General features: G+C 68.1%; 24 protein-coding genes. 6 read left to right on the top strand and 18 right to left on the bottom strand.

Going from position 1 to position 24,443, the window contains the following annotated elements; genetic code table 11:
• Nucleotides 1-65 precede the first annotated feature (65 nt).
• Entirely contained in the window at nucleotides 66-716 is a 651-nt protein-coding gene (locus tag ALSL_RS03260) for a hypothetical protein (protein ID WP_126536382.1), read from the top strand.
• A 189-nt stretch (nucleotides 717-905) separates the two neighbouring features.
• Here ALSL_RS03260 and ALSL_RS03255 read toward each other — a convergent pair whose 3' ends face one another.
• From ALSL_RS03255 to rpoZ, 7 genes are all read right to left on the bottom strand, one after another.
• Nucleotides 906-2,201: a citrate synthase gene (locus ALSL_RS03255; RefSeq protein WP_126536380.1), complete on the bottom strand. Its 1,296-nt coding sequence runs from the start codon at nucleotides 2,199-2,201 to the stop codon at nucleotides 906-908.
• Between the two features lie 257 nt (nucleotides 2,202-2,458).
• Nucleotides 2,459-2,704 carry a type B 50S ribosomal protein L31 gene (locus tag ALSL_RS03250; protein ID WP_126536378.1) on the bottom strand — a complete coding sequence of 82 codons (246 nt, stop codon included), beginning with the start codon at nucleotides 2,702-2,704 and terminating at the stop codon, nucleotides 2,459-2,461.
• Nucleotides 2,705-2,775: 71 nt separating this feature from the next.
• Nucleotides 2,776-3,714 (bottom strand): nucleoside hydrolase, encoded by a 939-nt coding sequence (locus ALSL_RS03245; protein WP_126536376.1) that lies wholly within the window; start codon nucleotides 3,712-3,714, stop codon nucleotides 2,776-2,778.
• Between the two features lie 78 nt (nucleotides 3,715-3,792).
• Nucleotides 3,793-5,889 (bottom strand): ATP-dependent DNA helicase RecG, encoded by a 2,097-nt coding sequence (gene recG / locus ALSL_RS03240; RefSeq protein ID WP_126539990.1) that lies wholly within the window; start codon nucleotides 5,887-5,889, stop codon nucleotides 3,793-3,795.
• A 60-nt stretch (nucleotides 5,890-5,949) separates the two neighbouring features.
• On the bottom strand, nucleotides 5,950-6,333 hold the full coding sequence (locus tag ALSL_RS03235) for a RidA family protein (RefSeq protein ID WP_126536374.1): 384 nt from the start codon (nucleotides 6,331-6,333) through the stop codon (nucleotides 5,950-5,952).
• A gap of 95 nt (nucleotides 6,334-6,428) precedes the next feature.
• Nucleotides 6,429-8,594, bottom strand: a complete 2,166-nt coding sequence (locus tag ALSL_RS03230; RefSeq protein ID WP_126536372.1) for a RelA/SpoT family protein — start codon at nucleotides 8,592-8,594, stop codon at nucleotides 6,429-6,431.
• A 133-nt stretch (nucleotides 8,595-8,727) separates the two neighbouring features.
• Nucleotides 8,728-9,018, bottom strand: a complete 291-nt coding sequence (gene rpoZ, locus ALSL_RS03225; RefSeq protein WP_126536370.1) for a DNA-directed RNA polymerase subunit omega — start codon at nucleotides 9,016-9,018, stop codon at nucleotides 8,728-8,730.
• 180 nt (nucleotides 9,019-9,198) lie between these two features.
• Between rpoZ and ALSL_RS03220 the strand changes: the two genes are divergently transcribed.
• Nucleotides 9,199-10,044 carry an MlaA family lipoprotein gene (locus ALSL_RS03220; RefSeq protein WP_126539988.1) on the top strand — a complete coding sequence of 282 codons (846 nt, stop codon included), beginning with the start codon at nucleotides 9,199-9,201 and terminating at the stop codon, nucleotides 10,042-10,044.
• Nucleotides 10,045-10,153: 109 nt separating this feature from the next.
• Here ALSL_RS03220 and ALSL_RS03215 read toward each other — a convergent pair whose 3' ends face one another.
• The 7 genes from ALSL_RS03215 to ALSL_RS03185 all read right to left on the bottom strand — a co-directional run bounded on the left by ALSL_RS03215 (nucleotide 10,154) and on the right by ALSL_RS03185 (nucleotide 15,433).
• Nucleotides 10,154-10,456, bottom strand: a complete 303-nt coding sequence (locus ALSL_RS03215) for an STAS domain-containing protein (RefSeq protein WP_126536368.1) — start codon at nucleotides 10,454-10,456, stop codon at nucleotides 10,154-10,156.
• Nucleotides 10,453-11,148: an MlaC/ttg2D family ABC transporter substrate-binding protein gene (locus ALSL_RS03210; protein ID WP_126536366.1), complete on the bottom strand. Its 696-nt coding sequence runs from the start codon at nucleotides 11,146-11,148 to the stop codon at nucleotides 10,453-10,455. The genes ALSL_RS03215 and ALSL_RS03210 overlap by 4 nt, the downstream gene beginning before the upstream one ends.
• 29 nt (nucleotides 11,149-11,177) lie before the next feature.
• Nucleotides 11,178-12,044 (bottom strand): outer membrane lipid asymmetry maintenance protein MlaD, encoded by an 867-nt coding sequence (mlaD, locus tag ALSL_RS03205; RefSeq protein ID WP_126536364.1) that lies wholly within the window; start codon nucleotides 12,042-12,044, stop codon nucleotides 11,178-11,180.
• A gap of 43 nt (nucleotides 12,045-12,087) precedes the next feature.
• Nucleotides 12,088-12,864 carry a lipid asymmetry maintenance ABC transporter permease subunit MlaE gene (mlaE, locus tag ALSL_RS03200; RefSeq protein ID WP_126536362.1) on the bottom strand — a complete coding sequence of 259 codons (777 nt, stop codon included), beginning with the start codon at nucleotides 12,862-12,864 and terminating at the stop codon, nucleotides 12,088-12,090.
• Nucleotides 12,861-13,691 carry an ABC transporter ATP-binding protein gene (locus tag ALSL_RS03195; RefSeq protein WP_126536360.1) on the bottom strand — a complete coding sequence of 277 codons (831 nt, stop codon included), beginning with the start codon at nucleotides 13,689-13,691 and terminating at the stop codon, nucleotides 12,861-12,863. The genes mlaE and ALSL_RS03195 overlap by 4 nt, the downstream gene beginning before the upstream one ends.
• A gap of 68 nt (nucleotides 13,692-13,759) precedes the next feature.
• Nucleotides 13,760-14,446 (bottom strand): guanylate kinase, encoded by a 687-nt coding sequence (gene gmk / locus ALSL_RS03190; protein WP_126536358.1) that lies wholly within the window; start codon nucleotides 14,444-14,446, stop codon nucleotides 13,760-13,762.
• 126 nt (nucleotides 14,447-14,572) lie between these two features.
• Nucleotides 14,573-15,433: a YicC/YloC family endoribonuclease gene (locus ALSL_RS03185; RefSeq protein ID WP_126536356.1), complete on the bottom strand. Its 861-nt coding sequence runs from the start codon at nucleotides 15,431-15,433 to the stop codon at nucleotides 14,573-14,575.
• Between the two features lie 76 nt (nucleotides 15,434-15,509).
• On the opposite strand from ALSL_RS03185, the gene rph reads away from it, so the two are divergent.
• On the top strand, nucleotides 15,510-16,238 hold the full coding sequence (gene rph / locus ALSL_RS03180; protein WP_126536354.1) for a ribonuclease PH: 729 nt from the start codon (nucleotides 15,510-15,512) through the stop codon (nucleotides 16,236-16,238).
• A 5-nt stretch (nucleotides 16,239-16,243) separates the two neighbouring features.
• Complete coding sequence (rdgB, locus tag ALSL_RS03175) at nucleotides 16,244-16,840, top strand: RdgB/HAM1 family non-canonical purine NTP pyrophosphatase (RefSeq protein WP_126539986.1); 597 nt, start codon at nucleotides 16,244-16,246, stop codon at nucleotides 16,838-16,840.
• A 112-nt stretch (nucleotides 16,841-16,952) separates the two neighbouring features.
• On the opposite strand, the gene ALSL_RS03170 is transcribed toward rdgB, so the two are convergent.
• Nucleotides 16,953-18,350: a class II fumarate hydratase gene (locus ALSL_RS03170; protein WP_126536352.1), complete on the bottom strand. Its 1,398-nt coding sequence runs from the start codon at nucleotides 18,348-18,350 to the stop codon at nucleotides 16,953-16,955.
• A 144-nt stretch (nucleotides 18,351-18,494) separates the two neighbouring features.
• On the opposite strand from ALSL_RS03170, the gene purB reads away from it, so the two are divergent.
• The gene (gene purB, locus ALSL_RS03165; protein WP_126536350.1) at nucleotides 18,495-19,859 is read left to right on the top strand and encodes an adenylosuccinate lyase; all 1,365 of its coding nucleotides are present in this window, start codon (nucleotides 18,495-18,497) and stop codon (nucleotides 19,857-19,859) included.
• Between the two features lie 57 nt (nucleotides 19,860-19,916).
• Here the strand turns inward: purB and gstA are convergent, their stop codons facing one another.
• The 3 genes from gstA to cysG form a co-directional block, all read right to left on the bottom strand.
• The gene (gstA, locus tag ALSL_RS03160; RefSeq protein ID WP_126536348.1) at nucleotides 19,917-20,531 is read right to left on the bottom strand and encodes a glutathione transferase GstA; all 615 of its coding nucleotides are present in this window, start codon (nucleotides 20,529-20,531) and stop codon (nucleotides 19,917-19,919) included.
• A 103-nt stretch (nucleotides 20,532-20,634) separates the two neighbouring features.
• A complete protein-coding gene (cysK, locus tag ALSL_RS03155; protein WP_126536346.1) occupies nucleotides 20,635-21,576 on the bottom strand; it encodes a cysteine synthase A in 942 nt (313 codons plus the stop codon).
• Nucleotides 21,577-21,652: 76 nt separating this feature from the next.
• Entirely contained in the window at nucleotides 21,653-23,137 is a 1,485-nt protein-coding gene (cysG, locus tag ALSL_RS03150; RefSeq protein ID WP_126536344.1) for a siroheme synthase CysG, read from the bottom strand.
• 301 nt (nucleotides 23,138-23,438) lie between these two features.
• Here cysG and ALSL_RS03145 point away from each other — a divergent pair, with 301 nt between their 5' ends.
• On the top strand, nucleotides 23,439-24,437 hold the full coding sequence (locus tag ALSL_RS03145; RefSeq protein WP_126536342.1) for a LysR substrate-binding domain-containing protein: 999 nt from the start codon (nucleotides 23,439-23,441) through the stop codon (nucleotides 24,435-24,437).
• Nucleotides 24,438-24,443 lie beyond the last annotated feature (6 nt).

The following is a 24,443-nucleotide window of genomic DNA, read 5'->3' as shown; positions in this document are numbered from 1 at the left end:
ACCGGCCGCGGCGATCGGCGCAATGCGTTAATCTTGGCGCTGGTGCGGCATCGGCAGGAGGATTCATGGCGCGCGGCGAACATCACCGGCTCCACGCCCAGGACCGCATACAGCGCAATCGTCTGCGCATCGCCCAGGAAGCCGCACGGCTGATGAGCGAACACGGCATCCGCGATTTCCACCGCGCCAAGCTCAAGGCGGCCGAACGGCTCGGCGTGCCGGACACGCAATCCCTGCCGCGCAACCAGGAGATCGAACAGGCCCTGCGCGAACGCCAGCGCCTGTTCCAGGCCGAACGCCAGCCGCAGGCCCTGCTGGCCCGCCGCCTCGCGGCCGTCGAGGCGATGCGCTTTTTGGAGCGCTTTCAGCCACGGCTGGTCGGCGCGGTGCTGGACGGCACCGCCGACGAGCACTCGGCCGTGTGCCTGCATCTTTTCAGCGATTCGTCCGAAGAGGTGATGCTGTTCCTGCGCGAGCACGGCATCCCGCTGGAAACGAGCACGCGCAGGTTGCGGCTGGACCGGGAGACTTCCGCTGACTATCCCGTGCTCACCTTCGCCGCCGACGAAGTCCCGTTCGATCTCACCATCCTCCCTCGGGATGGCCTGCGGCAGGCACCCCTCGACCGCATCGACGAAAAACCGATGCGGCGCGCCACGCTGGCGATGGTGGAGATTCTACTGAACGACGTCGAGAGCGACTCGCCACGAGGCTAAAGGCAAAGCCGCGGTTGACTGACTGCCAACCAAAATGAAGCCTTTGCCAAAAGGCCCGCGCAGCGTTCTGGCGGTATCAGCACGAAGTCGACCCACCCGGGGCAAATCGGATACTCGAGCTTCCATGGGCTTATCGAAAAGCCGCCGCCGTTCGCTGAAGGGCGACCGACGGCGGCGCGTAGCGATGGCTCAGCGCTTGGTCATCGGCACGTAATCGCGCGGCGTACTGCCCACGTAGAGCTGACGCGGGCGACCGATGCGCGTCCCCGGGGTCTCGTGCTGCTCGATCCAGTGGGCGATCCAGCCGGCGGTGCGGGCAATGGCGAACATCACGGTGAACATCTCGGTGGGGATGCCGAGCGCCTTGTAGATGATGCCGGAGTAGAAATCGACGTTGGGATAGAGCTTGCGCTCGACGAAGTAGTCGTCCTTGAGCGCCGTCTCCTCGAGCTTCATCGCCACGTCGAGCAGCGGGTCGTCGACGCCGAGCTCGTTCAGCACCTTGTGCGCCATCTCGCGGATGATCTTCGCGCGCGGGTCGAAGTTCTTGTACACGCGATGGCCGAAGCCCATCAGCCGGTAGTGGTCGTTCTTGTCCTTGGCGCGGCGGATCGCGGTTTCCACCTTGTCGGGCGTGCCGATCTCCTCGAGCATCTTGAGCACCGCCTCGTTGGCGCCGCCGTGGGCGGGACCCCACAATGCGGTGATGCCGGCGGCGATGCAGGCGTAGGGATTGGCGCCGGTGGAACCGACCAGACGCACGGTGGAGGTGGAGGCGTTCTGCTCGTGGTCGGCGTGCAGGATGAACAGGAGATCCAGCGCCTTGGGCACCACCGGGTTGAGCTCGAGCGGCTCGCTCGGCACCTCGAACATCATGTGCAGGAAGCGGCTCACGTATTCGAGGTTGTTGCGCGGATAGCGGAACGGCCAGCCGATCGAATAGCGGTAGCAGGCCGCGGCGATGGTCGGCATCTTGGCGATCAGGCGGATCGCCGCCAGCTTGCGGTCTTCGGGGTTATAGACGTCCAGATCGTCGTGGTAGAACGCCGAGAGCGAGGCCATCGAGGCGGCCAGCATCGCCATCGGATGGGCATCGTGGTGGAAACCCTTGAAGAAGTCCTTCTGCGACTCACGCATCATGGTGTGATGGGTGATCTGGTCCTCGAAGGTCGCCAGCTGGTCGCGGTTCGGCAACTCACCGTGCAGCAGCAGGTAGGCCACTTCGAGGAAGCTCGACTGCTCGGCCAGCTGCTCGATGGGATAGCCGCGGTAGAGCAGTACGCCCTTGTCGCCATCGATGTAGGTGATCGCGCTCTGCGTGCTCGCGGTGCTGCCGTAACCCGGGTCGAAAGTGAAATGGCCGGTGTCCTTGTACAGCGTGCTGATGTCGATGCAGGACGGGCCGAGCGTGCCTTCGAGCAGGGGAAGCTCGCTGCTGCGCTGGCTGTTCTCGTCGATCAGCTTGATGGGCTTGGCTGGAGACACGGGGAATTACCTCCTTGGAGCTTTAGGGGTTTGCGTCCGGCCGTCTGGACGGCCGATCCGCAAGGGGACGAGAAACGTGCCGTGGCGCCGGGGCCGCACAGGCGGCGCGCCATGCATGATCGGCCGGGAATGATCGCACAGCACGCTTTAAGCCTCGCCGCGAAACGCCTTTCCGGCCGCGCAAAAACACGCGGGGCGGACCGTGATGGGCCGCCCCGCGTGGGATTCATGCTGTCCGCCGGCGCACCGGCGCGGCATCACTTCTGCGCGTAGCGGCGACGGAACTTGTCGACGCGGCCACCGGCGTCGATGGTCTTGTGCTTGCCGGTATAAAACGGATGCGAGTGGCTGGAGATATCCACCTTGACCAGCGGGTACTCGTTGCCGTCCTCCCACTTGATGGTGTCCTTGGCGGCGATCGTCGAGCGCGTGAGAAAGGCGAAATCGGACGAAAGGTCCTGGAACACCACCGGGCGATAGTTCGGATGGATATCGGGCTTCATGGCAATGGAAAGCGGCGGATGAAAAGAGCGGCATTGTAGCCGGCCGGCTGTCGCACTGACAAGCCGGGCGTTCAGGCGCCCGGAACGCCCAGCGCCCGCTGCACCAGCGCCGCGAACCGCGCCTGGTCCACCTCCAGCACGATTTCGGCGTTGGCGGGCCGGCCGAGGCGGCCGTCCCAGTCCACCACAGTGGCGCCGCGGGTCAGGCGGCCGTCCAGCTCCACCGCCACGTGGCGGCTCGCCCGGCGGGTGACGATGGCCGGATCGATCGCTACCGCCATGGCCAGCGCATCGGCGGCGATGATGCCGCGTCGGCCGCTGCGGCGGTTGTAGGCCCGCGCGGCGGCGAATATCCGGTCGAAGAAGCGGGCGCGCTCGTCGCCGCGGGCGACCCAACCGTCGAAGGCGTCCTCGTCGAAGGCATGGCGCAGCGTGGCCTCCCAATCGACCAGGGTGAAATGCGTGAAGGCTTCGAACACCACGTGCGCGGCCTCCGGGTCGAAGCCGACGTTGAACTCGGCAGGCACGGTGCCGGTGTTGCCGTGCCCGGTGACCGCGCCGCCCATCACCACCAGGCGACGCACCCGCGAGGGCAGCTCGGGATCGAGCCGGACCGCCAGCGCGAGATTGGTGAGCGGCGCCAGGGCGACCAGCGTCAGCTCGCCCGGCCGCTGCCGGGTCAGCTGGATCAGCGCCAGCGCCGCGGTCTCGTCAGCCGGTCGGCTGGCCGGCTCGGGAAAGCCGACGTCGCCCAGACCATCCTGGCCATGCACGAAGGCGGCGTCCTCCAGCGGCGCACGCACCAACGGCAGCGGACAGCCGGCATGCACGGGCGTGCGCGCCGAGAGCAGGTCGACGAGGGTGCAGGCGTTGCGCACGGTATGCGCCAGGCCGACATTGCCGGCGGCGATGGTGAGCGCGACGACTTCGGCATGCGCGTGCGCCATCAGGATGGCCAGCGCATCGTCCACGCCGGGGTCGGTATCGATGAGCAACGGGGTGCGGGTCATGGGTTCCCAAGCGGTCAGCGGAAAGCGCCCATGATAAGGACGCCCGGCGCTGCCGTCGCGGCCGCGCGCTTGGGATTTTCAGGCGCGTGCGTAGCGCGCGGCGGCGCCGATCCAGCGCGCGATCAAGGCCTCGACGCGCGCCGGCGCCTCGGCAAGCAGGCGTTCGCCGAGGCGCTGCACGGCCGGCAGCAAGGCGGCGTCACGGGAGAGATCGGCGATGCGCAGGCAAAGCTCGCCGGTCTGGCGGGTGCCGAGCACCTCGCCGGGGCCGCGCAGCTCGAGATCCTTCTCGGCGATGCGAAAACCGTCGCAGGTCTGGCGCAGCGTGTTGAGCCGCGACCGCGCAAGTTCACCCAGCGGCGGCTGGTAGAGCAGCACGCAGCTCGATTCGTCGGCGCCGCGGCCGACCCGTCCACGCAGCTGATGCAATTGCGCAAGCCCCAGCCGTTCGCTGTTCTCGATCACCATCACGCTGGCCCGCGGCACGTCCACACCGACCTCGATCACCGTGGTGGCGACCAAGACGGACAACTCGCCGGCCTGGAAGGCCGCCATCACCGCCTGTTTCTGCGCCGGCTTCATGCGTCCGTGCAAAAGACCCACGCGCAGACCCGGCAGCGCGGCCGCGAGCTCGGCATGCACGGCCTCGGCGGCCTGCGCACGCAGCTGCTCGGAGGTTTCGATCAGCGTGCACACCCAGTAGGCCTGGCGCCCCTGGGCGCAGGCGGCGCGCAGTCGCTCGATCACCTCGGCGCGGCGATCCTGCGCCACCGCCACCGTGCGCACCGGCGTGCGGCCCGGCGGCAGCTCGTCGATCACCGAGACGTCGAGATCCGCATAGGCAGCCATCGCCAGCGTGCGCGGGATCGGTGTGGCGGTGAGCACCAGCTGGTGCGGCATCAGCGTGCCGGAAGCGCCCTTGTCGCGCAGGGCCAGACGTTGCTGCACGCCGAAGCGGTGCTGTTCGTCGACGATGACCAACCCCAGGCGCGCGAAAGTCACGCCCTCCTGCATCAGCGCGTGAGTGCCGATCACCACCGGCGCGCCGGCGGCCACGCGCTCCAGCGCCTGCCGGCGCGCCCGCCCCTGCAGCTTGCCGGCCAGCCATTCGACAGGCACGCCGAGCGGCTCCAGCCAGCGCTTGAACGTAGCCAGGTGCTGTTCGGCCAGCAGTTCCGTGGGGGCCGTCAGCGCGACCTGGTAACCGGCTTCCACCGCGGCGAGCGCGGCGAGCGCGGCGACGAGCGTCTTGCCCGAGCCGACGTCGCCCTGCACCAGGCGCAGCATCGGACGCGCCGAGGCGAGGTCGGCGGCGACCTCCGCGGCGACGCGCCGTTGTGCGGCGGTCGGGACGAACGGCAGGGCTTCGAGCAGGCGTGCCCGCAGGGCGCCGTCGCCGGCGAGTAGCGGCGCCCGCTGGTGCTGGATCAGCGCGCGCAGGCGTTTCAGGCTGACGTGCTGGGCCAGGAGTTCCTCGAACGCCAGTCGCCGCTGCGCCGGGTGCCGGCCGGCGGCGAGCTCGGCAAGATCGGCCTCCGGCGGCGGCCGATGCACGTAGAGCAGGGCCGCCCGCAGCGACATGCCGGCCTCCTCGGGAAGCCACGACGGCGGGATGAGTTCCAGCGCCGACTCGGCGGGCAGCAGCGTGAGCGCCTTGGCGATCGTGCCGGCCAGGCGTTTCTGGCCGAGTCCCTCGGTGGTGGGGTAGACCGGACTCAGCTGCGCCTCCATCGTCGGCACGGCGCCCGGTTCCAGCACGCGGTATTCGGGGTGCACCATTTCCAGGCCCAAGCCGCCCTGGCGCACCTCGCCGTAACACAAAAGCCGCGTGCCCGGCGCAAGGCGTCCGGCCTGGCTGCGATGGAAATGGAAAAACCGCAGGCCAAGGCCCTGCCCGGCGGCATCGGCAAGCCAGACCTTGAGCTGCGAACGTCCCCGCGTCATGTGCTCGACGTGGGCCACCTCACCGACGACCTGCGCGCGCGCGCCGGGCACGAGATCGGCGATGGGCGTCAGCCGGGTGCGATCCTCATAGCGCAATGGCAGGTGGAACCAGAGATCGCGGACGGTGTCGAGCCCGAGCCGCGCAAGCATCGCCGCCTGCGCCGGACCGACGCCTGGCAACCGGGTGACCGGCATCGCTCCCGCCTCGTCCGCCGCCCGTTCCCCGGCCATGGGACCGGCGCTCACGACGCCGCCCGCGCGCCTGCCGAGAGACAGCGGAGGCGGCGGCGCTCAGCCCACCACCAGGATCGCATCGACCTCGACCTGGGCGCCCTTGGGCAGGCCGGAAACCTCGATGGTGGATCGCGCAGGATAGGGTGGCTTGAAGTATTCGGCCATGACCGCGTTGACCGCGGCGAAGTGCTGCAAATCGGTGACGTAGATGCCCACCCGCACCGCATCGTCGAGCGAACCGCCGGCCGCCGCGGCCACGGCCTTGAGGTTCTCGAACACCCGCCGCGCCTGCGCGGTGATGTCGCCCTCGACCAGGGCACCGGTCGCCGGATCGAGCGGGATCTGGCCCGAGCAGTAGACCGTGGTGCCGGCACGCACGGCTTGCGAATAGGGGCCGATCGCGGCCGGCGCTTGCGCAGTGGCGATGATCTGTCGGGACATGGCGACCTCTGGCGAATGGGATGATGCTCTTTGCGGAATCGACGGCATCCCGGACATTGTAGGAAGCGCGGTCGCGATGCGGAAAGCCGCCCGCGTCAGAGCGGATGGCGATAGGCCCCGCTGACCACACCGGTGCGCCGCACGCGGCGGATGACGTCGGCCAGATGCTTGCGGCTCTTGACCTCCATAGTGAAGATCAAGGTGGCGGCGGCCGCGTCGCGCTCGACGTACTCGACGTTCTCGATATTGGAATCGGCATCGGCGATGGCCGCGGCGACGGTGGCGAGCACGCCGGGGCGGTTGATCACTTCCACACGCAGCTCGGCCTTGTAGTCGCCCTGCACGTGGCGATCCCACTCGATCGGCACGCAGCGCTCCGGCGACTTGCGCAGCTCGGCCACGTTCGGGCATTCCAGCCGATGCACCACGATGCCCTTGCCCGGCGAGAGATAGCCGATGATCTCGTCGCCCGGCAGCGGATGGCAGCAATTGGCGAAGCTGAGCACCCCGCGTTCGGCACCGGTGATGCGGATCTTCTCCTGCGCCAGCGTGGCCTTCGCGGCGGGGTGATCCTTGCCGCCACGTGCCGCCAGGAGCTGGCCGGCGACGGCGTCCGGCATGCGGTTGCCCAGGGCGATCTCGGCCAGGAGTTCCTCCAGCCGGTGCAGCTTGGCCTCGCGCAGAAAACGGTCCAGCACGGCCGGCGGGATGGCATCCAGACTGCTGCCCTGCGCCGCCAGCGCGCGGTCGAGCATGCGATGGCCGAAGTCCACCGCATCCTCGTGCTGCAGGTGTTTCAGATGCTGGCGGATCGCCGTGCGCGCCTTGCCGGTGACGACGAACTCCAGCCACACCGGATTGGGCACCGCCGACGGCGCGGTGATGATCTCGACCATCTGCCCCGATTCCAGCCGTGTGCGCAACGGCACCAGCTTCTTGTCCACCCGCGCGGCCACCGCATGGTCACCGACATCGGTATGCACGGCATAGGCGAAATCGAGCGCGGTGGCGTTGCGCGGCAGGGCGAGGATGTCGCCGCGCGGCGTGAACAGATAGACCTCGTCGGGGAAGAGATCGATCTTGACGTTCTCGATGAACTCGGCGGCCGAGGGCGTGCGCGCCTGGCTGTCGGCGAGCGCCGCCAGCCATTCGCGGGCGCGGGCCTGCGCGCTGTTGGCCGGACCGCTGTCGGACTTGTAGGCCCAGTGCGCGGCCACGCCCCGCTCGGCGACCTGATCCATCTCCTCGGTGCGGATCTGCACCTCGATCGGCGCGCCGAACGGCCCCAGCAGCACGGTATGCAGCGACTGGTAACCGTTGGCCTTGGGGATGGCGATGAAATCCTTGAAGCGCCGGTCGACCGGCTTGTACAGCGCATGCACCACGCCGAGCGCCATGTAGCAGCGCATGGCGCTGTCCACCACCACGCGAAAGCCGTACACGTCCATGAGCTGCGCGAAGCTTTTGTGCTCGTTGCGCATCTTCGTGTAGATGCTCCACGGCGACTTGATCCGCCCGACCACCCGCGCCGGGATCTGCTCCTCGGCCAGCCGCGTGGTCAGGGCGGCCTCGATCTTGGCCATCGCCTCGCGGCGGTTGCCGAGCGCGAGGCGGATGCGCTCGCTCAGCACCCGGTAGCGGTCCGGATACAGGGCGCGGAAACCCAAATCCTGCAGCTCGGCCTTGAACTTGTTCATGCCGAGCCGCTGCGCGATCGGCGCGTAGATTTCCAGCGTCTCGCGCGCGATGCGCCGGCGCGAGGCGGCATCCTTGGCGCTCAGCGTGCGCATGTTGTGCAGACGGTCGGCGAGCTTGATCAGGATCACGCGCAGATCGCGCGCCATCGCCAGCAACATCTTGCGGAAACTTTCCGCGTCGGCTTCCTGCCGGCTGGAGAACTGCATCTTGTCGAGCTTGGTCACGCCGTCGACCAGCGCGGTCACCGTCTCGCCGAACTGCGCGGTGAGCTCCTCGCGGGTGAGTGCGGTGTCTTCCAGGGTGTCGTGCAGGATCGCCGCGATCAGCGTCTCGGCATCGAGCCCGAGCTCGGCCAGGATGCCGGCGACCGCCAGCGGATGGGTGATGTACGGCTCGCCGCTCTGCCTGGCCTGGCCGGCATGCGCCACGGCTCCCACCGCGTAGGCGGACAGCACGCGCTCGACCTGGGCTTCGGGCAAATAGGCGATGCGTTCCTTGAGTGCCTGCGCGTAAGGCGGCAATGCGCGGGGGTCGGCGGCCGTCACGGCGCCGTCAGTCGGCATCGGTATACGCGGACCGCTCAGGCGTCACTCCCAAACGTCGCGCCGGGAAGAAGGCCCGAGACCGGCGCGCGCGTGCAGAAACCGCCGGCCGTGCCGGCATCAGGACAGCTGCCCGGACAGCCGTCGCCCTCCATCAGTCGTCGCCGCCCTTGGAGAGATCGTCGTCGACTTCGGCTGCCGCCCATTCCAATGCCTCGCGCTCGGCACGCTCGCGTTCGGCGCGGTCGATCTCATCGATCGTGGCCTGATCGATGCGCCGCTCGGCGATCTCGCGCAGGGCGAGCACCGTGGGCTTGTCATGATCGGGGTTGACGGCCGGCTCGGCCCCCTTGGCGAGCTGGCGGGCGCGCTTGGTAGCCATCAGCACGAGCTCGAAACGGTTGGGCACAACTTCCAAGCAGTCTTCGACGGTGATACGGGCCATGGGATCCGGATAGGCAATTTGTCCAATGTCGCAGTCTAGTCCAAGCCCGGCTTGGCTGGCAACGCGCTCACGCGTATCATGCCCGGCCCGGCGTGGCGACCCTTGCAAAAACTACACGCGCAAAATACAGAACCAACAAGTACACTTTGCCGGCCTCCACCATCCTTCCTTAGCATCCCCATGCCCGTCCTCCCTTCCCTGCTGTCGCCGCGCCGCTGGCTCATGCTGGCCGCCGTGGCCCTGCTTGCCGGCTGCACCATTGCGCCGCCACGCACCGACGATCCGCTGGAAAAGTTCAACCGCAAGATGTACGGGTTCAACGACGCCCTGGACCGCGCCGTGATCCGGCCGGTTGCGGTCGGCTACCGCAAGGTGACCAACCCGCCCGTGCGTCGCTCGATCGGTGATTTCTTCACCAACATCCGCATGCCGATCACCATCGGTAACGATCTCTTGCAGGCACGCCCCATACATGCCCTGCGCAATACCGGCCGGATGCTGATCAATCTGACCGTGGGTATCGGCGGCTTCTTCGATCCGGCCACCAAGATGGGGCTGCCCCTCGAAAATACCGATTTCGGTGTCACTTTGGCGCGCTGGGGGCTACCCGAGGGCGACTATCTGGTCCTGCCTTTCTTCGGTCCGTCCACGGTGCGTGACATGTGGCGCATTCCGGTGGACGGGTATTTCTTCAATCCCCTGTCGCGCTATGCCCGCCATCACGACTTCAAGGCTGGCCAGTACTATCTGCCCGAGCTGATCTACCTGATCTCCGAACGCTCGCGGGCCATGGACGCGGAAGATTTCCTCAAGTCCGCCTATGATCCTTACGTCTTCATGCGCGATGCCTATCGTCAGCGCCGGCTCTACCTGATCTACGACGGCAATCCGCCGGCCAATGTCATCGAGAAGCTGCAGGGCCTCGACGAGAACGGCTATGACCCCGAGCAGCTGCTCGACGAGCAGCGCCAGTGGGAAAAGCAACATCAGGGCGAAAACCCGGCAACCGCGCCGCCGGCGTATTGATTCGCGCCGATAGTGACGTACGGAAAAGGGGCCTCTCGGCCCCTTTCTCGTTGATGGGCGATGGCGCCAGGCGCCAGGGGCACCAATAGAGCGAATACCACTCCTGGCGTCAGAGGATGAAAGCCTCCACTTCGCACAGCTGGGCCAGCGCCCGCAGCCCATCGGGCATGTGCACGACCTGCAACCGGTGCCCTTTGCGCATGGCCTCGGCCTGGACCGCCAGCAGGCAGGCCAGCCCGGCGCTGTCGCCGTGCCGGAGCGGCGACAGGTCCAGCCGCTGCGGCTGTTCGGCCGCCACCGCCGCCTCGATGAGGCGCAGGGCGCGTGCGGCGGTGGCAAAACTCAAACTGCCCTGAAGGCCGAGCGTACCGGCCTCGGGGCGCGTCAGGCTGAAGGCTTCCGTCTGCGTCATGTTGAAGGCGTAGCCGCCGGCTTGCCGCCCTGCGGGGCGTCCTGTTCCATCTTCTGCAGCGCCTTCTCGCCCTGCGTCTCCAGGTTCTTGATCAGTTGCTCGATACCGACCTTGCGGATCTCGGCATCGACCTGGTTGCGGTAGTTGGTGACGTAGGAGATGCCCTCGATGATGACGTCATAGGCTTTCCAATCGCCGTTGCGACCCTTGCGGAAGGCGAAATCCACCGAGGCGGTCTTGCCCTCCTCCATCACCACCTGCGTGCGCACGATGGTGCGGCGTTCGTTGAGGTCCCCATTGAAAGGCAGGACGCGCACCGAACCCTGGGTGTACTTGAGCAGACCTTCGGCATAGCGGTGGGTGATCGAATCGTAGAAGGCCTTGGCAAAACGCTGACGTTGTTCCGGCGTCGCCTCGCGGGCGTGCTGGCCGAGCACCAGAATGGAGGCGTAATCGATGTCGAAGTGCGGCAACAGGACCTTGTCGATCACTTCGATCAGTTTTTCCTTGTCGTTCTGCAATTCCTGACGGTGGCCGACCACGGTCTTGTTGAGCTCCTGGATCACCGATTGAACGATCTGCTGCGGGCTCGAGGCCTCGGCCGATGCCGGTGCGGTCTCCTGGGCGAGAACGGGCGCGGCGGCGACGGTGCCGCAGGCGAGGGCGATCGCAAAGGCCAGCTGACGGAACATGCAAAAACTCCTGGGGTGAAGGGGATGGGTCACTTGCCGGATGGCGCAGTGGGCGGCGACTGATCCGGCTTGCGGGCGTCGCCCGAAGAACCGTTGACCAGAAACTTGCCGATCAGGTCTTCCAGCTGCAGCGCCGACTGGGTCAGCACCAGCTCGTCGCCGTCCTTGAGCGCATCGGGCGAGCCGCCGGGCTGGATGGCGACGAACTGGCTGCCGATCAGCCCGCTGGTGAATACCGCTGCCGCCGAATCGTCGGGAATCTGATTATATTTCTTGTCGATGGCGAGCTTGACCACGGCGTCGAGCTTGACCGGGTCGACATCCACCGCGGACACCCGGCCGATGGCCACGCCGGACATCTTCACCGGCGCGCCGACGGACAGCGAACCGACATTGGAAAACCGCGCCTTCAAGGTGTAGCTGCCGTCCAGGTTGTCGGCCACGCCGCCGGCACCGAAGAACTTGCCGAGCATGTCCTCAAGCTGCTGCGAAGGCCGGGTGAGCGCGAGGTGACCGCCATCGGTGAGGCTCTGCTTGGCATGACCGTACTGTATGCCGACGTACTGGTCGCCGAGCAGGCCGCTGGTGAAGATGTTGGCGACCGAATCGGCCGGGATCGCGTTGAAGCGCTTGTCGATGGCGAGCTTGACCTCGGCGGCTTCCTTGCCGGGCAGCAGCTCGATGGACTTGACCTGGCCGATGCGTACCCCGGCCACCTTCACCGGCGCGCGCTCCTTGAGCTGGCCGATGTTGGCGAACTGCGCGTCCACCGTGTAGGTGTCGCCGAGTTTCATGTTGGCGACCGACGTGGTCTGGGTGGCCAGATAGCCCAGCGTGGCGAAGCCGAGCACGATGAACAGGCCGGTGCCGACGGCATAGGATTTTCTCTGACTCACGAAGACGTCCTCGGCGAAATCGAAACGGGCGGATGCATGGCAATCACATCAGGAAGGCGGTGAGCACGAAGTCCAGCGCGAGAATGGTGATGGACGAGGCGACCACGGTACGGGTGGTGGCATAGGCCACGCCCTCGCTGGTCGGCGGCGTGGTGTAGCCCTGGAACACCGCGATCAGCGAGACCACCGCGCCGAACACCAGGCTTTTCCACAGGATGCCGTTGACGACGTCGGTACGCAGCTCCACCGCGGCGATCATGTTCGACCAGAACGTGCCGTTGTCGAGGCCGAGCCAGCTCACCGCGACCAGATGGCTGCCGAGCAAGGTGGTGGCGCAGAACACGCAGGCCAGGAGCGGCATCGCGATCAAGCCGCCCAGAAAACGCGGCGCGGCGACATAGGCGATCGGGTCGACCGCCATCATCTCCATCGCGGCGAGCTGGTCGGTGGCGCGCATCAGGCCGATCTCGGCGGTCATCGAGGTACCGGCGCGGCCGGCGAACAAGAGCGCCGTGAGCACCGGGCCGAGCTCGCGATAGACCGCCAGCGCCACCACCTCGCCGGTGGCCGCGGTGCCGCCGAAGATCGACAGCACGTGGTAGAGCTGCAGCGCCAGCACCATGCCGACGAAGAGCCCGCAGACCATGATGATGGTGAGGCTGAGCGCACCGATGAACCAGATCTGGCGCAACAGCTCGCGCGCATAGCGCAGGCTGCGCGGCACCGCGCGCAGCAAGGTGATGAGAAACAGGCCACATTCGCCGATCTGCGCCAGCGCACTGAGCAGCGCGCCATGCCCGCCGCTGGAACGCGCGTTCATGCCGGCCTCCGCGGAAAGCCGAGATCCTCGGCGTAATCGCCGGCCGGATACTGGAACGGCACCGGGCCATCCGCCTCGCCGCCGAAGAACTGCCGCGTCCACGGCGAGCCGTCGCTGGTGATGGTGGCCGGCTCGCCGTGCGCGACGACCTTGCCGTTGGCGATCAGGTAGATGTGATCGGCCACGCGCTTGATGGCATCGAGCTCGTGCGCGACCAGCACGGACGTGAGTCCCAGCGTCTGATTGAGCGTGCGGATCAACTTGAGTACCTGGTTGAGCGCGATGGGATCCAGGCCCACGAACGGCTCGTCGTAAAGGATCAGCATCGGGTCGAACACGATCGCGCGCGCCAACGCCACCCGCCGGGCCATGCCGCCGGAAAGCTCGCTCGGCATCAGGCCGGCGGCGCCGCGCAGCCCCACCGCCTGCAGCTTGGTCAGCACCACGTTGCGGATCAGCACCTCGGGCAGATCGGTGTGCTGCCGCAGCGGGAAGGCGACGTTCTCGAAGACGTCGAAATCGGTGAGCAGCGCGGAGTTCTGGAACAAATAGCCGATCTTCTCGCGCAGCGCGAACAGGCGCCTGCGATCGAGCGCGGCGACGTCCTCGCCGGCGACCTGCACCTGCCCCGAGTCCGCGCGCAACTGACCGGTGATGTGCTTGAGCAGCGTGGTCTTGCCGGTACCGCTCGGCCCCATGATGGCGGTGATCCGCCCGCGCGGGATGTCCAGATGCAGGCCGTCGAAAATGACTTTGCCGCCGAGCACGGTGGTCAAGGCGCGGATGCGCACCAGCGGTTCGTCGGCGGATGGCGTGTGCTCGCTCATAGGCCCCGGGGGCGGCGAAGAAGGCCGACACGTTAGCCGATGCGGCGTGACGTCGCCAATGGAGGGCTTCATGGCGCCAGCAGCTCGGCGATCAGCGCCTGGTGCCGCCGCCATTGCAGGGCGGTGCGCAGGCGCACGGCGCGCACGATCGCCTGCAGGTCGGCCAGGGCGTCCTCGAAGCGATCGTTGACGATGATGTAGTCGAACTCCTGCGCATGGGCGATCTCCTCGCGCGAATTGCGCAGTCGCCGCTCGATCACTTCCGGCGCATCGGCGCCGCGGCCACGCAGGCGCCGCTCCAGCTCGGCGCGCGAGGGCGGCAGGATGAACACGCTCACGCAATCGGGCATCACCGCGCGGACCTGGCGCGCGCCCTGCCAGTCGATTTCCAGCAGGACGTCGCGGCCCTCGGCCAGAAGCCCCTCCACCACCCGACGCGAGGTGCCGTAGAGGTTGCCGTGCACCTCGGCATGTTCCAGGAACACGCCCTCGGCGATTTCGCGCTCGAAACGCTCGCGGTCGACGAAGAAGTAGTGGCGGCCATACTGCTCGCCCGGACGCGGCGGCCGGGTGGTATGGGAGATGGACAGGCTGATGCCGGGATCGCGCTCGAGCAGGGCGTTGACCAGGGTGGATTTGCCCGCGCCCGAGGGGGCGGCGACGATGAACAGCGTGCCCTGAGAAGCGGCCGGCGCGGTCTGCGCCGCGGATGCGGCATCGGCGCGGCTATCGCCTGTGACAGCCGGAATGTTCATCCTGCCCGCCTTCTGCATGGCGATGACAGGACGGCGCCGCGCGACGAGGCGCAAGTCGCGGCAGGTTCGGTTCGGGCCGGGGGAAAAGTCATGTGCGCAAAAGTATAGTCAGGGCGGTCCGGCGCCTCACTCGATGTTCTGCACCTGCTCGCGCATCTGCTCGATCAGCACCTTCAGCTCCACTGCCGCGTTGGTGGTGCGCGCATCGACCGACTTGGAGCCCAGCGTATTGGCCTCGCGGTTGAATTCCTGCATCAGGAAGTCCAGCCGGCGGCCGACCGGTTCATCGAGCGCGAGCACGCGCCGGGTCTCGGCCACGTGGGTGGCCAGGCGGTCGAGCTCCTCCTCGACGTCGCTGCGGGTGATCTGCAGCACCAGCTCCTGCTCCAGCCGCCCCGGATCGGCCGGCTGTTTCAGCTCGGCCAGCCGCGCTTCCAGCCGCGCGCGCAGGGCGGCGCGGATCTGCGGCATCCACTCGCGCACCTGGGCGACGATGCGGGCGATGGCCTCGAGCTTCTCCTCGAGCACGGCGGTGAGCTTGGCGCCCTCGCGCTCCCGGGTGGCGGTGAGCGATGCCAGGGCGCGGTCGAGCGATGCCAGGAGCGCGGCCTGCAGCGCCGCGGGATCGGCTTCGGGCCTGGCCAGCACGCCGGGAAGGTGCAGCAGTTCGGCAAAGTCGACGGTGAGGCCGGCAAAGCGCGCGGAAAGCTCCTGATGGAGCGCCGTCAACCGTTCCAGTGCGGCGGCGTCGATGGTCAGCTGCAGCGCCTGGGCGCCGGCGGCCGGACGGATCGTGCAGTCCACCTTGCCGCGCGAAAGCCGCGCGGCGATGCGCTCGCGCAGCGCCGCCTCGAAGGGGCGCAGCTCATCGGGCAGGCGCGGACTGATCTCCAGATAACGGTGATTGACCGTGCGCAGTTCGCACACGAACACGCCGACGGGACTGTTCGCCTCGGCACTGGCATAGGCGGTCATGCTGCGGATCATGGCAAGGGGCACGTGTGGGTGGGAAAAAGAGTGCAATGGTAAGCTTTCAGATCCGGCCTTGCCCGAAATCCTCCCCATGAATGTCCTGCTCCGCCCCAGTGGCCGCGCGCCCGACCAGCTGCGCCCGGTGAGTTTTCAGCGCCACTACACCCGCCATGCGGAAGGCTCGGTGCTGGTCAGCTTCGGCGACACCCGCGTGCTGTGCACGGCCAGCATCGAGGACCGCATCCCGCCGTGGCTGCGCGGCAAGGGCGAGGGCTGGGTCACCGCCGAATACGGCATGCTGCCGCGCGCCACCGGCACCCGCACCGCACGCGAGGCGACGCGCGGCGGCCAGGGCGGGCGCACGATGGAGATCCAGCGGCTGATCGGCCGTTCGCTGCGCGCCTGCGTCAACCGGCAGGCTCTCGGCGAGCGCGTGATCACGCTCGATTGCGACGTGATCCAGGCGGACGGCGGCACCCGCACCGCGGCGATCACCGGCGCCTATGTCGCGCTGGTCGACGCGGTGCACGTGCTGATGCGGCGCGAGCATCTGAAGCGCAACCCCATCGTCGGTGCAGTGGCGGCGGTGTCGGTGGGCATCTACAAGGGCACGCCGGTGCTCGACCTCGACTATGCCGAGGACGTCGACTGCGACACCGACATGAACGTGGTGATGAACGACGGCGGCGGCTTCATCGAGGTGCAGGGCACCGCCGAAGGTCATGCCTTCCGCCGCGATGAGCTCGACGCCCTGCTCGGTCTGGCCGAGAAAGGCGTCGCCGAACTGGTCGCCGCGCAACGCGCCGCGCTCGAGGCTTGAAGCCCGTGCGGCGCATCGTGCTGGCCAGCGGCAATCGCGGCAAACTCGCCGAGTTCGCGCAACTCTTTGCCGGCAGCGGCATCGGCCTGGTGGCGCAGGGCGAGCTCGGCGTGGGCGAGGTCGAGGAAACCGCCGCCACCTTCGTCGAGAACGCCCTGCTCAAGGCGCGCCACGCCGCACGCGTCACCGGCCTGCCCGCCCTGGCGGACGATTCGGGCCTGTGCGTGGACGCCCTCGGTGGCGCGCCGGGGCTGCATTCGGCCCGCTATGCGGGCGTCCACGGCGATGCCGCCGCCAACAATGCCAAGCTGCTGCGCCTGCTCGAAGGCGTGCCGCCGGAACGACGCGGCGCCTTCTTCATCTGCGTGCTGGTGCTGCTCGAGCATGCCGACGACCCGGCACCGCTGATCGCCGAAGGCCGCTGGTACGGTCGCGTGCTGGAGGCGCCGCAGGGTGCGCAGGGCTTCGGTTACGACCCGCTGTTCCTGCCCGAGGGGCAGACGCTTTCGGCCGCCGAACTCGACCCGGCGACGAAAAATGCGCAGAGCCACCGCGGCCAGGCGCTGGCACAGCTGCGCGCGCGACTCGGCCACCGACACTAAAACGCCGTCACGCGGCGCATTGCGCTGGGGGCGTGTCGTCACCGTATGCTTGCCCCCGACAAACCGCCTTCCGCGGACGTCCGGCCGAGCGCCGGCGGAGCGATGCGCTTGCTCAGCCCCCACCGCCGCCCTTGCCGTGGATGCCGCCCTTGGTGAGCGCGAGCGGATCGAGCAGCTTTTCGAGCTCCTCCTTGGCCAGCCCGGTCATCTCCTGCGCAACTTCCAGCACCGGGCGTTTTTCCTTGTAGGCACGCTTGGCGATGGCCGCGCCCTGCTCGTAGCCGATCACCGGATTGAGCGCGGTGACCAGGATCGGGTTCAGCGCCAGCGCCTGGGCCACGCGTTCGCGGTTGACCTTGAAGCCGGCGATCGCCTTGTCGGCGAGCAAGCGGATGACGTTGGCGAGCAGCTCGATCGACTGCAGGAGGTCGTAGGCGATCAAGGGCAGCATGACGTTGAGCTGGAAATTGCCGGACTGCCCGGCGACGGTGATCGCCGCGTCGTTGCCGATCACCTGCGCGGCGACCATGGTCGCGGCCTCCGGGATCACCGGGTTGACCTTGCCGGGCATGATCGAAGAGCCCGGCTGCAGCGCCGGCAGCTCGATCTCGCCCAGGCCAGCCAGTGGACCTGAGTTCATCCAGCGCAGATCGTTGGCGATCTTCATCACCACCACCGCCAGCGTCTTCAGGGCGCCTGAGAGCTCCACCGCCGCTTCCTGTCCGGCGATGCCCTCGAAATAATTGTCCGCGGCCTCGAAGCGGATGCCGGTCAGACGCTTGAGCGCCCTGGCCACGGCCGGGCCGAACTTGGGATCGGTGTTGATGCCGGTGCCGACCGCGGTGCCGCCCTGCGGCAGTTGGCGCACCCGCACCATCGCATCCTTCAGGCGGTCGATGCAGGCGTCGATCTGCGTCGACCAGGTCGAGAGCTCCTGGCCGAAGGTGACCGGCATCGCGTCCATGAGATGCGTGCGGCCGGTCTTGACCACCTTGCGCAGCTCGCGGGCACGCCGGTCGATCACCCGCCGCGCGTGCTTGAGCGCGGGCAGCAGCGATTCCTCGACCAGCAACGCGGCGCCCACCCGGATGGCGGTGGGAATGGTGTCGTTGGAACTCTGGCCGAAGTTGACGTGATCGTTGGGATGCACCTCGACGCCCTCGCGCGCGGCCAGGTGCGCGATCACCTCGTTGGCGTTCATGTTGGTGCTGGTGCCCGAACCGGTCTGGAACACGTCGATCGGGAAATGCGCGTCGTACTCGCCCTCCGCCACCGCCAGCGCGGCCTGGTGGATGGCTTTCGCCCGTGCCTCGTCCAGATGGCCGAGCGACTGGTTGACCTCCGCCGCCGCCGCCTTGATCAGGCCCAGCGCGCGGATGAAGGTGCGCGGCAGGCGCAGCCCGGAGATCGGGAAGTTCTCCACCGCGCGCTGGGTCTGCGCGCCGTAGAGCGCGTCGGCGGGCACCTTGAGCTCGCCCATGCTGTCGTGTTCGATGCGAAAACCGTTCATGCCGGACATCCTCCTTACGAACCGTGGGTGGCAAAGTCGCCGGACCGCGAGGCACCAAGCGTAGCGCAGCCGGGATGACCGGCATGCGCGGGCGGCGCCGGCGCTTTGGCTAAAATGCCCTTTTGCCTTTGCCAGGAAAACGCCATGTCCGCCGCGCTCACCGCTCTTTCGCCGCTGGACGGCCGCTACGCCGCCAAGGTCGATCCGTTGCGACCGATCTTCAGCGAATGGGGCTTGATGCGCCGGCGCGTGCAGGTGGAGATCGCCTGGCTGCGTGCGCTCGCCGCCGAGCCCGGCATCGTCGAGCTGCCCTCTTTTTCCGCCGCCGCGCAGGGGCGCCTCGAAGCCATCGTCGAGGACTTCGACCTCGCCGCCGGCGAGCGCATCAAGGCGATCGAGGCCACCACCAACCACGACGTCAAGGCCGTCGAATACTTCATCAAGGAACGCATGGACGGCGACCCCGAGCTCGCCCGCGCCCGCGAGTTCGTGCACTTCGCCTGCACCAGCGAGGACATCAACAACCTCGCCTATGCGCTGATGCTGCGCGATGCGCGCGAGGGCGTGCTGCTGCCGGCCTTCGACCGCATCATCGCCACGCTGCGCGCGATGGCGCACGCGCACGCGGCGCTGCCGATGCTCGCGCGCACGCACGGGCAAACCGCCTCGCCGACCACGCTCGGCAAGGAGCTGGCCAACGTGGTCGCGCGCCTGGCCGGCCAGCGCGAAAGCCTCGCCGCGCTCGCCATTCCCGGCAAGATCAACGGCGCGGTCGGCAACTACAACGCGCATGTCATCGCCTATCCGGAAGTGGACTGGCCGACGTTCTCGCGCCGCTTCGTCGAAGCGCTCGGCCTGCGCTGGAACGCCTACACCACGCAGATCGAGCCGCACGACGGCATCGCCGCCTATTGCGACGCGCTGCGCCGGCTCAACGTCATCCTGATCGACTTCGCCCGCGACGTGTGGGGCTACATCTCGCTCGGTTATTTCAGGCAGGCGCTGAAAGCCGGCGAGGTCGGCTCCTCGACCATGCCGCACAAGGTCAACCCGATCGACTTCGAGAACGCCGAAGGCAACCTCGGCCTCGCCAACGCGCTGCTCGGCCATTTCGCCGAGAAGCTGCCGATCAGCCGCTGGCAGCGCGACCTCACCGATTCCACCGTGCTGCGCGCGCTCGGCACCGCGTTCGGCCACACGCTGATCGCGCTAGACGCCCTCGCCAAGGGCCTCGGCAAGTTGCAGGTGAATCCCGAACGCCTCGCCGCCGATCTCGACGCCAGCTGGGAAGTGCTGGCCGAAGCGGTGCAGACGGTGATGCGCCGCCATGGCCTGCCCGAGCCCTACGAGCAGCTCAAGGCGCTGACCCGCGGCCAGGGCATCACGCGCGAGTCGATGCGCGCCTTCATCGAGGGGCTTGCGCTGCCCGGCGAGGCCCGGCAACGGCTGCTCGATCTCACCCCCGCCAGCTATACCGGGCTGGCCGAAGCGCTGGCGAAAAACATCTGAAAAAACGGCCCGCCGGATGCAAACGACGGGCCGCGTATCGATCACATCACGTGCCGATCAGGCCTTGCGCAGCAGCCCTTCGGCTTCCAGGGCCGCGCGCACCCCGGGCCGCTCGGAAACGCGCTGCATGAACGCGTGCAGCGCCGGCATGTCGGCCAGGTCCAGGTGCACCAGTCGCGCCCAGTTGGTCACCGTGAACAGATACGCATCGGCCGCCGTGAACTGCTCGCCGAGCAGGAACGGCTGCTTGGCCAGCGTGTTTTCCACCAGCGCATAGCGGCGGCGCAGATAATCCTTGCGGCTCTGCTTGACCTCGTCGCTGGTGTCCGGGCTGAACAGCGGGCTGTAGGTCTTGTGCAGCTCGGTACCGATATAGGTCAGCCATTCCTGCAGGCGATAACGCCCCATCGTGCCGGCTGCCGGCGCAAGACCGCTCTCGGGCTTGCGGTCGGCAAGGTACTGCACGATCGCCGGGCCCTCGGTGAGGACCTGGCCGTCGTCGAGCTCCAGCGTCGGCACGTAGCCCTTCGGGTTGATCGCGACGAAATCGCGGCCACTCTCGGTGCGCTTGGCCTTCAGGTCGACCTTTTCCAATTGCAGCGCGATGCCCGCCTCGCAGGCGACGATGTGCGGCGAGAGCGAGCAGGCGCCCGGTGAGTAGTACAGCTTCATGCGTAGGCCTCCGTGGGAATGGGGAAGTGAACATGCCGCAGGAATCCAATGGCCGACGGCAAGCCCCGCATCCTAGTACCGCGCGGCTACGGATGGACGCCCACTACTCCACCTCGTCCGATCCTTCGTTGACGCCCTCGAACAGGAAGGTGGAGAGATAGCGCTCGCCGGTATCGGGCAGCATGGCCAGCAGCACCGAATCCTGCGGCGCACGCCGGGCCACTTCGAGCGCGGCGGCGAGCGTGGCGCCGGCGGAAATGCCGACGAAGATGCCTTCCTGCTGGGCCAGCGCGCGGGCGGTGTCGCGGGCGAGCACGTCGTCCACCGGCAGGATTTCATCGGCGACGTCGCGGTTGAGCACCGCCGGCACGAAGTCGGGCGTCCAGCCCTGGATCTTGTGCGGCTGCCATGCCTTGCCCGAGAGCAGCGCCGCGCCGGCCGGCTCGCTAGCGATGATGCGCACTTCCGGCCGAGCCACTTTCAGCATTTCGCCGACGCCGGTGAGCGTGCCGCCGGTGCCCCAGCCGGTGACGAAATAGTCGAGCCGGTGGTTGGCGAAGTCGCGCAGGATCTCCGCCGCGGTGGTGTTGCGGTGATAGGCCGGGTTGGCCGGGTTGGCGAATTGATTGGCGAGGAACCAGCCGTGCTTGTCGGCCAGCTCCTTGGCCTTGCGCACCATGCCGCTGCCGCGCTCGGCCGCCGGCGTCAGCACCACGCGGGCACCATAGGCGCGCATCAGCTTGCGCCGCTCGACCGAGAACGTTTCGGTCATCACCGCCACGAACGGATAGCCGCGCGCTGCGCACACCATCGCCAGCGCGACGCCGGTGTTGCCGGAGGTGGCCTCGACCACGGTCTGGCCGGGCTTGAGCGCGCCGCGCCGCTCGGCGTCGAGGATGATCGCCAGCGCCAGGCGATCCTTCACCGAGCCGCCGGGATTGAAGCTCTCCACTTTGACGTAGAGTTCGACGTGCGCGGGCGCCAGCCGGTGCAGCCTGACGATGGGCGTGTTGCCGATGGTGTCGAGAATGCTGTCGTAGATCATGGGCTACTCCTAAGCCAACGAGGGAGCGGCGACAGTGACCTGGCGCCGTGGGTGGATGACGATCGGGCGTGCAGGATCATACGTGGTGGATGGCCGCGAGCACCTCGTCCGGACGGGCTGCGGGCAGGCCTGTCCTGCGCTGCCCGGACGAGGCTGCAGCGGCCGCGGCGGCGCCCAGTGGCGCCTGCCCGAACCACGACAACGTGGGCGCCAGCGCCGCCACTTCGCCAAGTATCAGCAAGGCGGGTGATTGCACTGCATGCAGGGCCGCACGCTCGGCCAGCGTGGCAAGCGTGCCAGTGATGACCCGCTGGTTGCTGCGCGAGCCGTTTTCGACCAGCGCGAACGGCGTCTCCGGTGCGCGCCCGTGCGTGATCAGGCGGGCCTGGATCGTCTCCAGCCCGGCCACGCCCATGTACACGGCGAGTGTCTGGCGCTCGTGCGCCAGCGCGGCCCAGTCGAGCGTGTCCATGGATGCCTTGCAATGGGCGGTCACCAGCCGTACCGACTGCGCATGGTCGCGATGGGTGAGCGGCACGCCGGCATGGGCCGCGCACGCCAGCGCGGCGGTGATGCCCGGCACGACCTCGTAGGCAACGCCGTGCGCGTGCAGGAATTCCATCTCCTCGCCACCGCGGCCGAACACGAACGGGTCGCCGCCTTTCAGGCGCACGACGCGCCGGCCGGCGCGGGCATGCTCGAGCAGGATGGCGTGGATGGCGTCCTGGGTCACGTGATGGTTGCCCGCCTGCTTGCCGACCTCGATGCGCTCGGCATCGCGGCGCGCAAGTTCGAGCACCTCGGCGCTGACCAGGCGGTCATGCACGATGACATCCGCCTCGTTCAGTGCCCGCAAGGCGCGCAGGGTGAGCAGCCCGGGATCACCAGGGCCGGCGCCGACCAGCACCACCGAGCCGCCCCGTGCAGCGGGCACGCCGGCGAGCGCCTGTTCGGCCGCCGCCAGCGCGGCGTCGGGGCGGCCCTGACGCAGCCAGGCAGCCACCGGCCCGGCGAAGAGTTCTTCGTAGAAACGCCGGCGCGCGGCCATGTCCGGATGGCGCAGGCGGATGCGCTTGCGCAGGCGCGCAGCGAGCGACGCCAGGGCGCCCAGCGACGGCTCCAGCAGCGCTTCGAGCCGTTCGCGCACCAGCCGCGCCAGCATCGGGGCGTCGCCGCCACTGGAGATGGCGATGGTCAGCGGCGCGCGGTCCACCACGGCCGGCACGTGGAAACTGGACAGCTCCGCATCGTCCACCACGTTGACGAAGATGCGCTGCAGCTCGGCCAGGTTCGCCACCAGCCGGTTCAATTCCCGATCGTCAGTTGCTGCCACCACCAGCCATACGCGCTCGAGCCACTGCGCCTGGAAGGCATCGGCACGATGGGTGATGCGTCCCTGTGTGGCCCAGCGGGCCAACTGCGGCGTGAGTTGCGGGGCATTGACGGTGACCTGCGCCTGCGCCCCGAGCAGTGCGGCCACCTTGCGTTCGGCCACAGCGCCGCCGCCGACCACGAGCACGGCGCGGTTGGACAGGTCGGCAAACAGCGGGTACAGCTTCATGGCGACACCGGGGAAACGGGAGCCGATCACGCTATGCGCGGCCGCGCCTGCCCACAAATGATTTGTGCTGCCGGGCTTATGCTTTCACGTTATGTGGACCGGGCCATCGGTAACCTGCCAGCTTGACGCGAACGCCACATAGCCGTACAGACGTCCGTATGATTCGCATGGACCGTCGCCACGCTCCGCCACGGCAGTGCCGCTGGCGCGTCGTCGGGCATCCGACCCGAGCGCATGCGATGTCCCTGAATCGCGTCCACGCGACGTTCCGCCACCAACGACCGATCACGGGCCCCATCCAATGACGCTAGTCCAGCTGCGCTATCTCGTCGCCATTGCCGACGCGGGTCTGAACATCACCCTGGCGGCCGAGCACGTGCACGCCACCCAGCCCGGTCTGAGCAAGCAGCTCAAGCAGCTTGAGGACGAGCTGGGCGTCAAGCTGTTCGTGCGCAAGGGCAAGAGCCTCGATGGCGTGACGCGCGCCGGGCGTCATGTACTCGAGCGAGCCCGCGTCATTCTGGCCGAAGCGGACAACATCCGCTCCATCGCCGCCAACCTGCGCAACGAGACCAGCGGCGAACTGCGCATCGCCACGACCCACACGCAGGCGCGCTTTGCGCTGCCGGCATCGATTGCGGCGCTCAACCAGCGCTATCCGCAGGTAAGCGTGCACCTGCAGCCGGGCCGGGACACCGAAGTGCTGGCGCAACTGGAAGCCGGCCGCGCCGATCTGGCCGTGATCAGCAGCGTGGGCGCGCCGCCGGATGTCGGCATCGCCCTGCCCGCCTACCGCTGGAACCGCGTGGTGGTGGCACCCTTGGCCCATGCGCTGGCCACGCAGACCAGACCGCTGACACTGCAGGAACTGGCCGGGTTGCCGCTGGTGAGCTACGACTCGTCGGTCAAGCCGGACTCGTCCCTGCGCCAGGCCTTCGAGCAGGCGGGCCTGCGGCCGCAGATCACCATGACGGCAGGCGACGCGGATTTGATCAAGACCTACGTGCGCGCCGGACTGGGCATCGGCGTGCTCGCCGAGATGGCCATGCAGGCAAGCGACACCGACCTGCGCACGCTCCCGGCTGATCACCTGCTACCCGAATGCACCACCTGGATCGTGCTGCGCCGCGAGAGCGTGCTGCGCGACTTCATGCTCGAGTTCATCGCCGCCTTTGCCCCGCACCTGGGGCGTCGCGACGTCGCGCGAGCGCTGCAGGCGAGCAGCCCGGACGCCGTGGAATGGCCGTCCGTACCACACTGGCGCGAGCGCTCGCAGGTGCTGTTGCCGGATGCCGCGTAGAGCCGG

The organism is Aerosticca soli, from assembly GCF_003967035.1.
In the GTDB taxonomy this organism is placed as follows: domain Bacteria; phylum Pseudomonadota; class Gammaproteobacteria; order Xanthomonadales; family Rhodanobacteraceae; genus Aerosticca; species Aerosticca soli.
The sequence above is the reverse complement of the archived record's forward strand: the minus strand, read 5'-3'. Positions and strand labels throughout refer to the sequence as shown.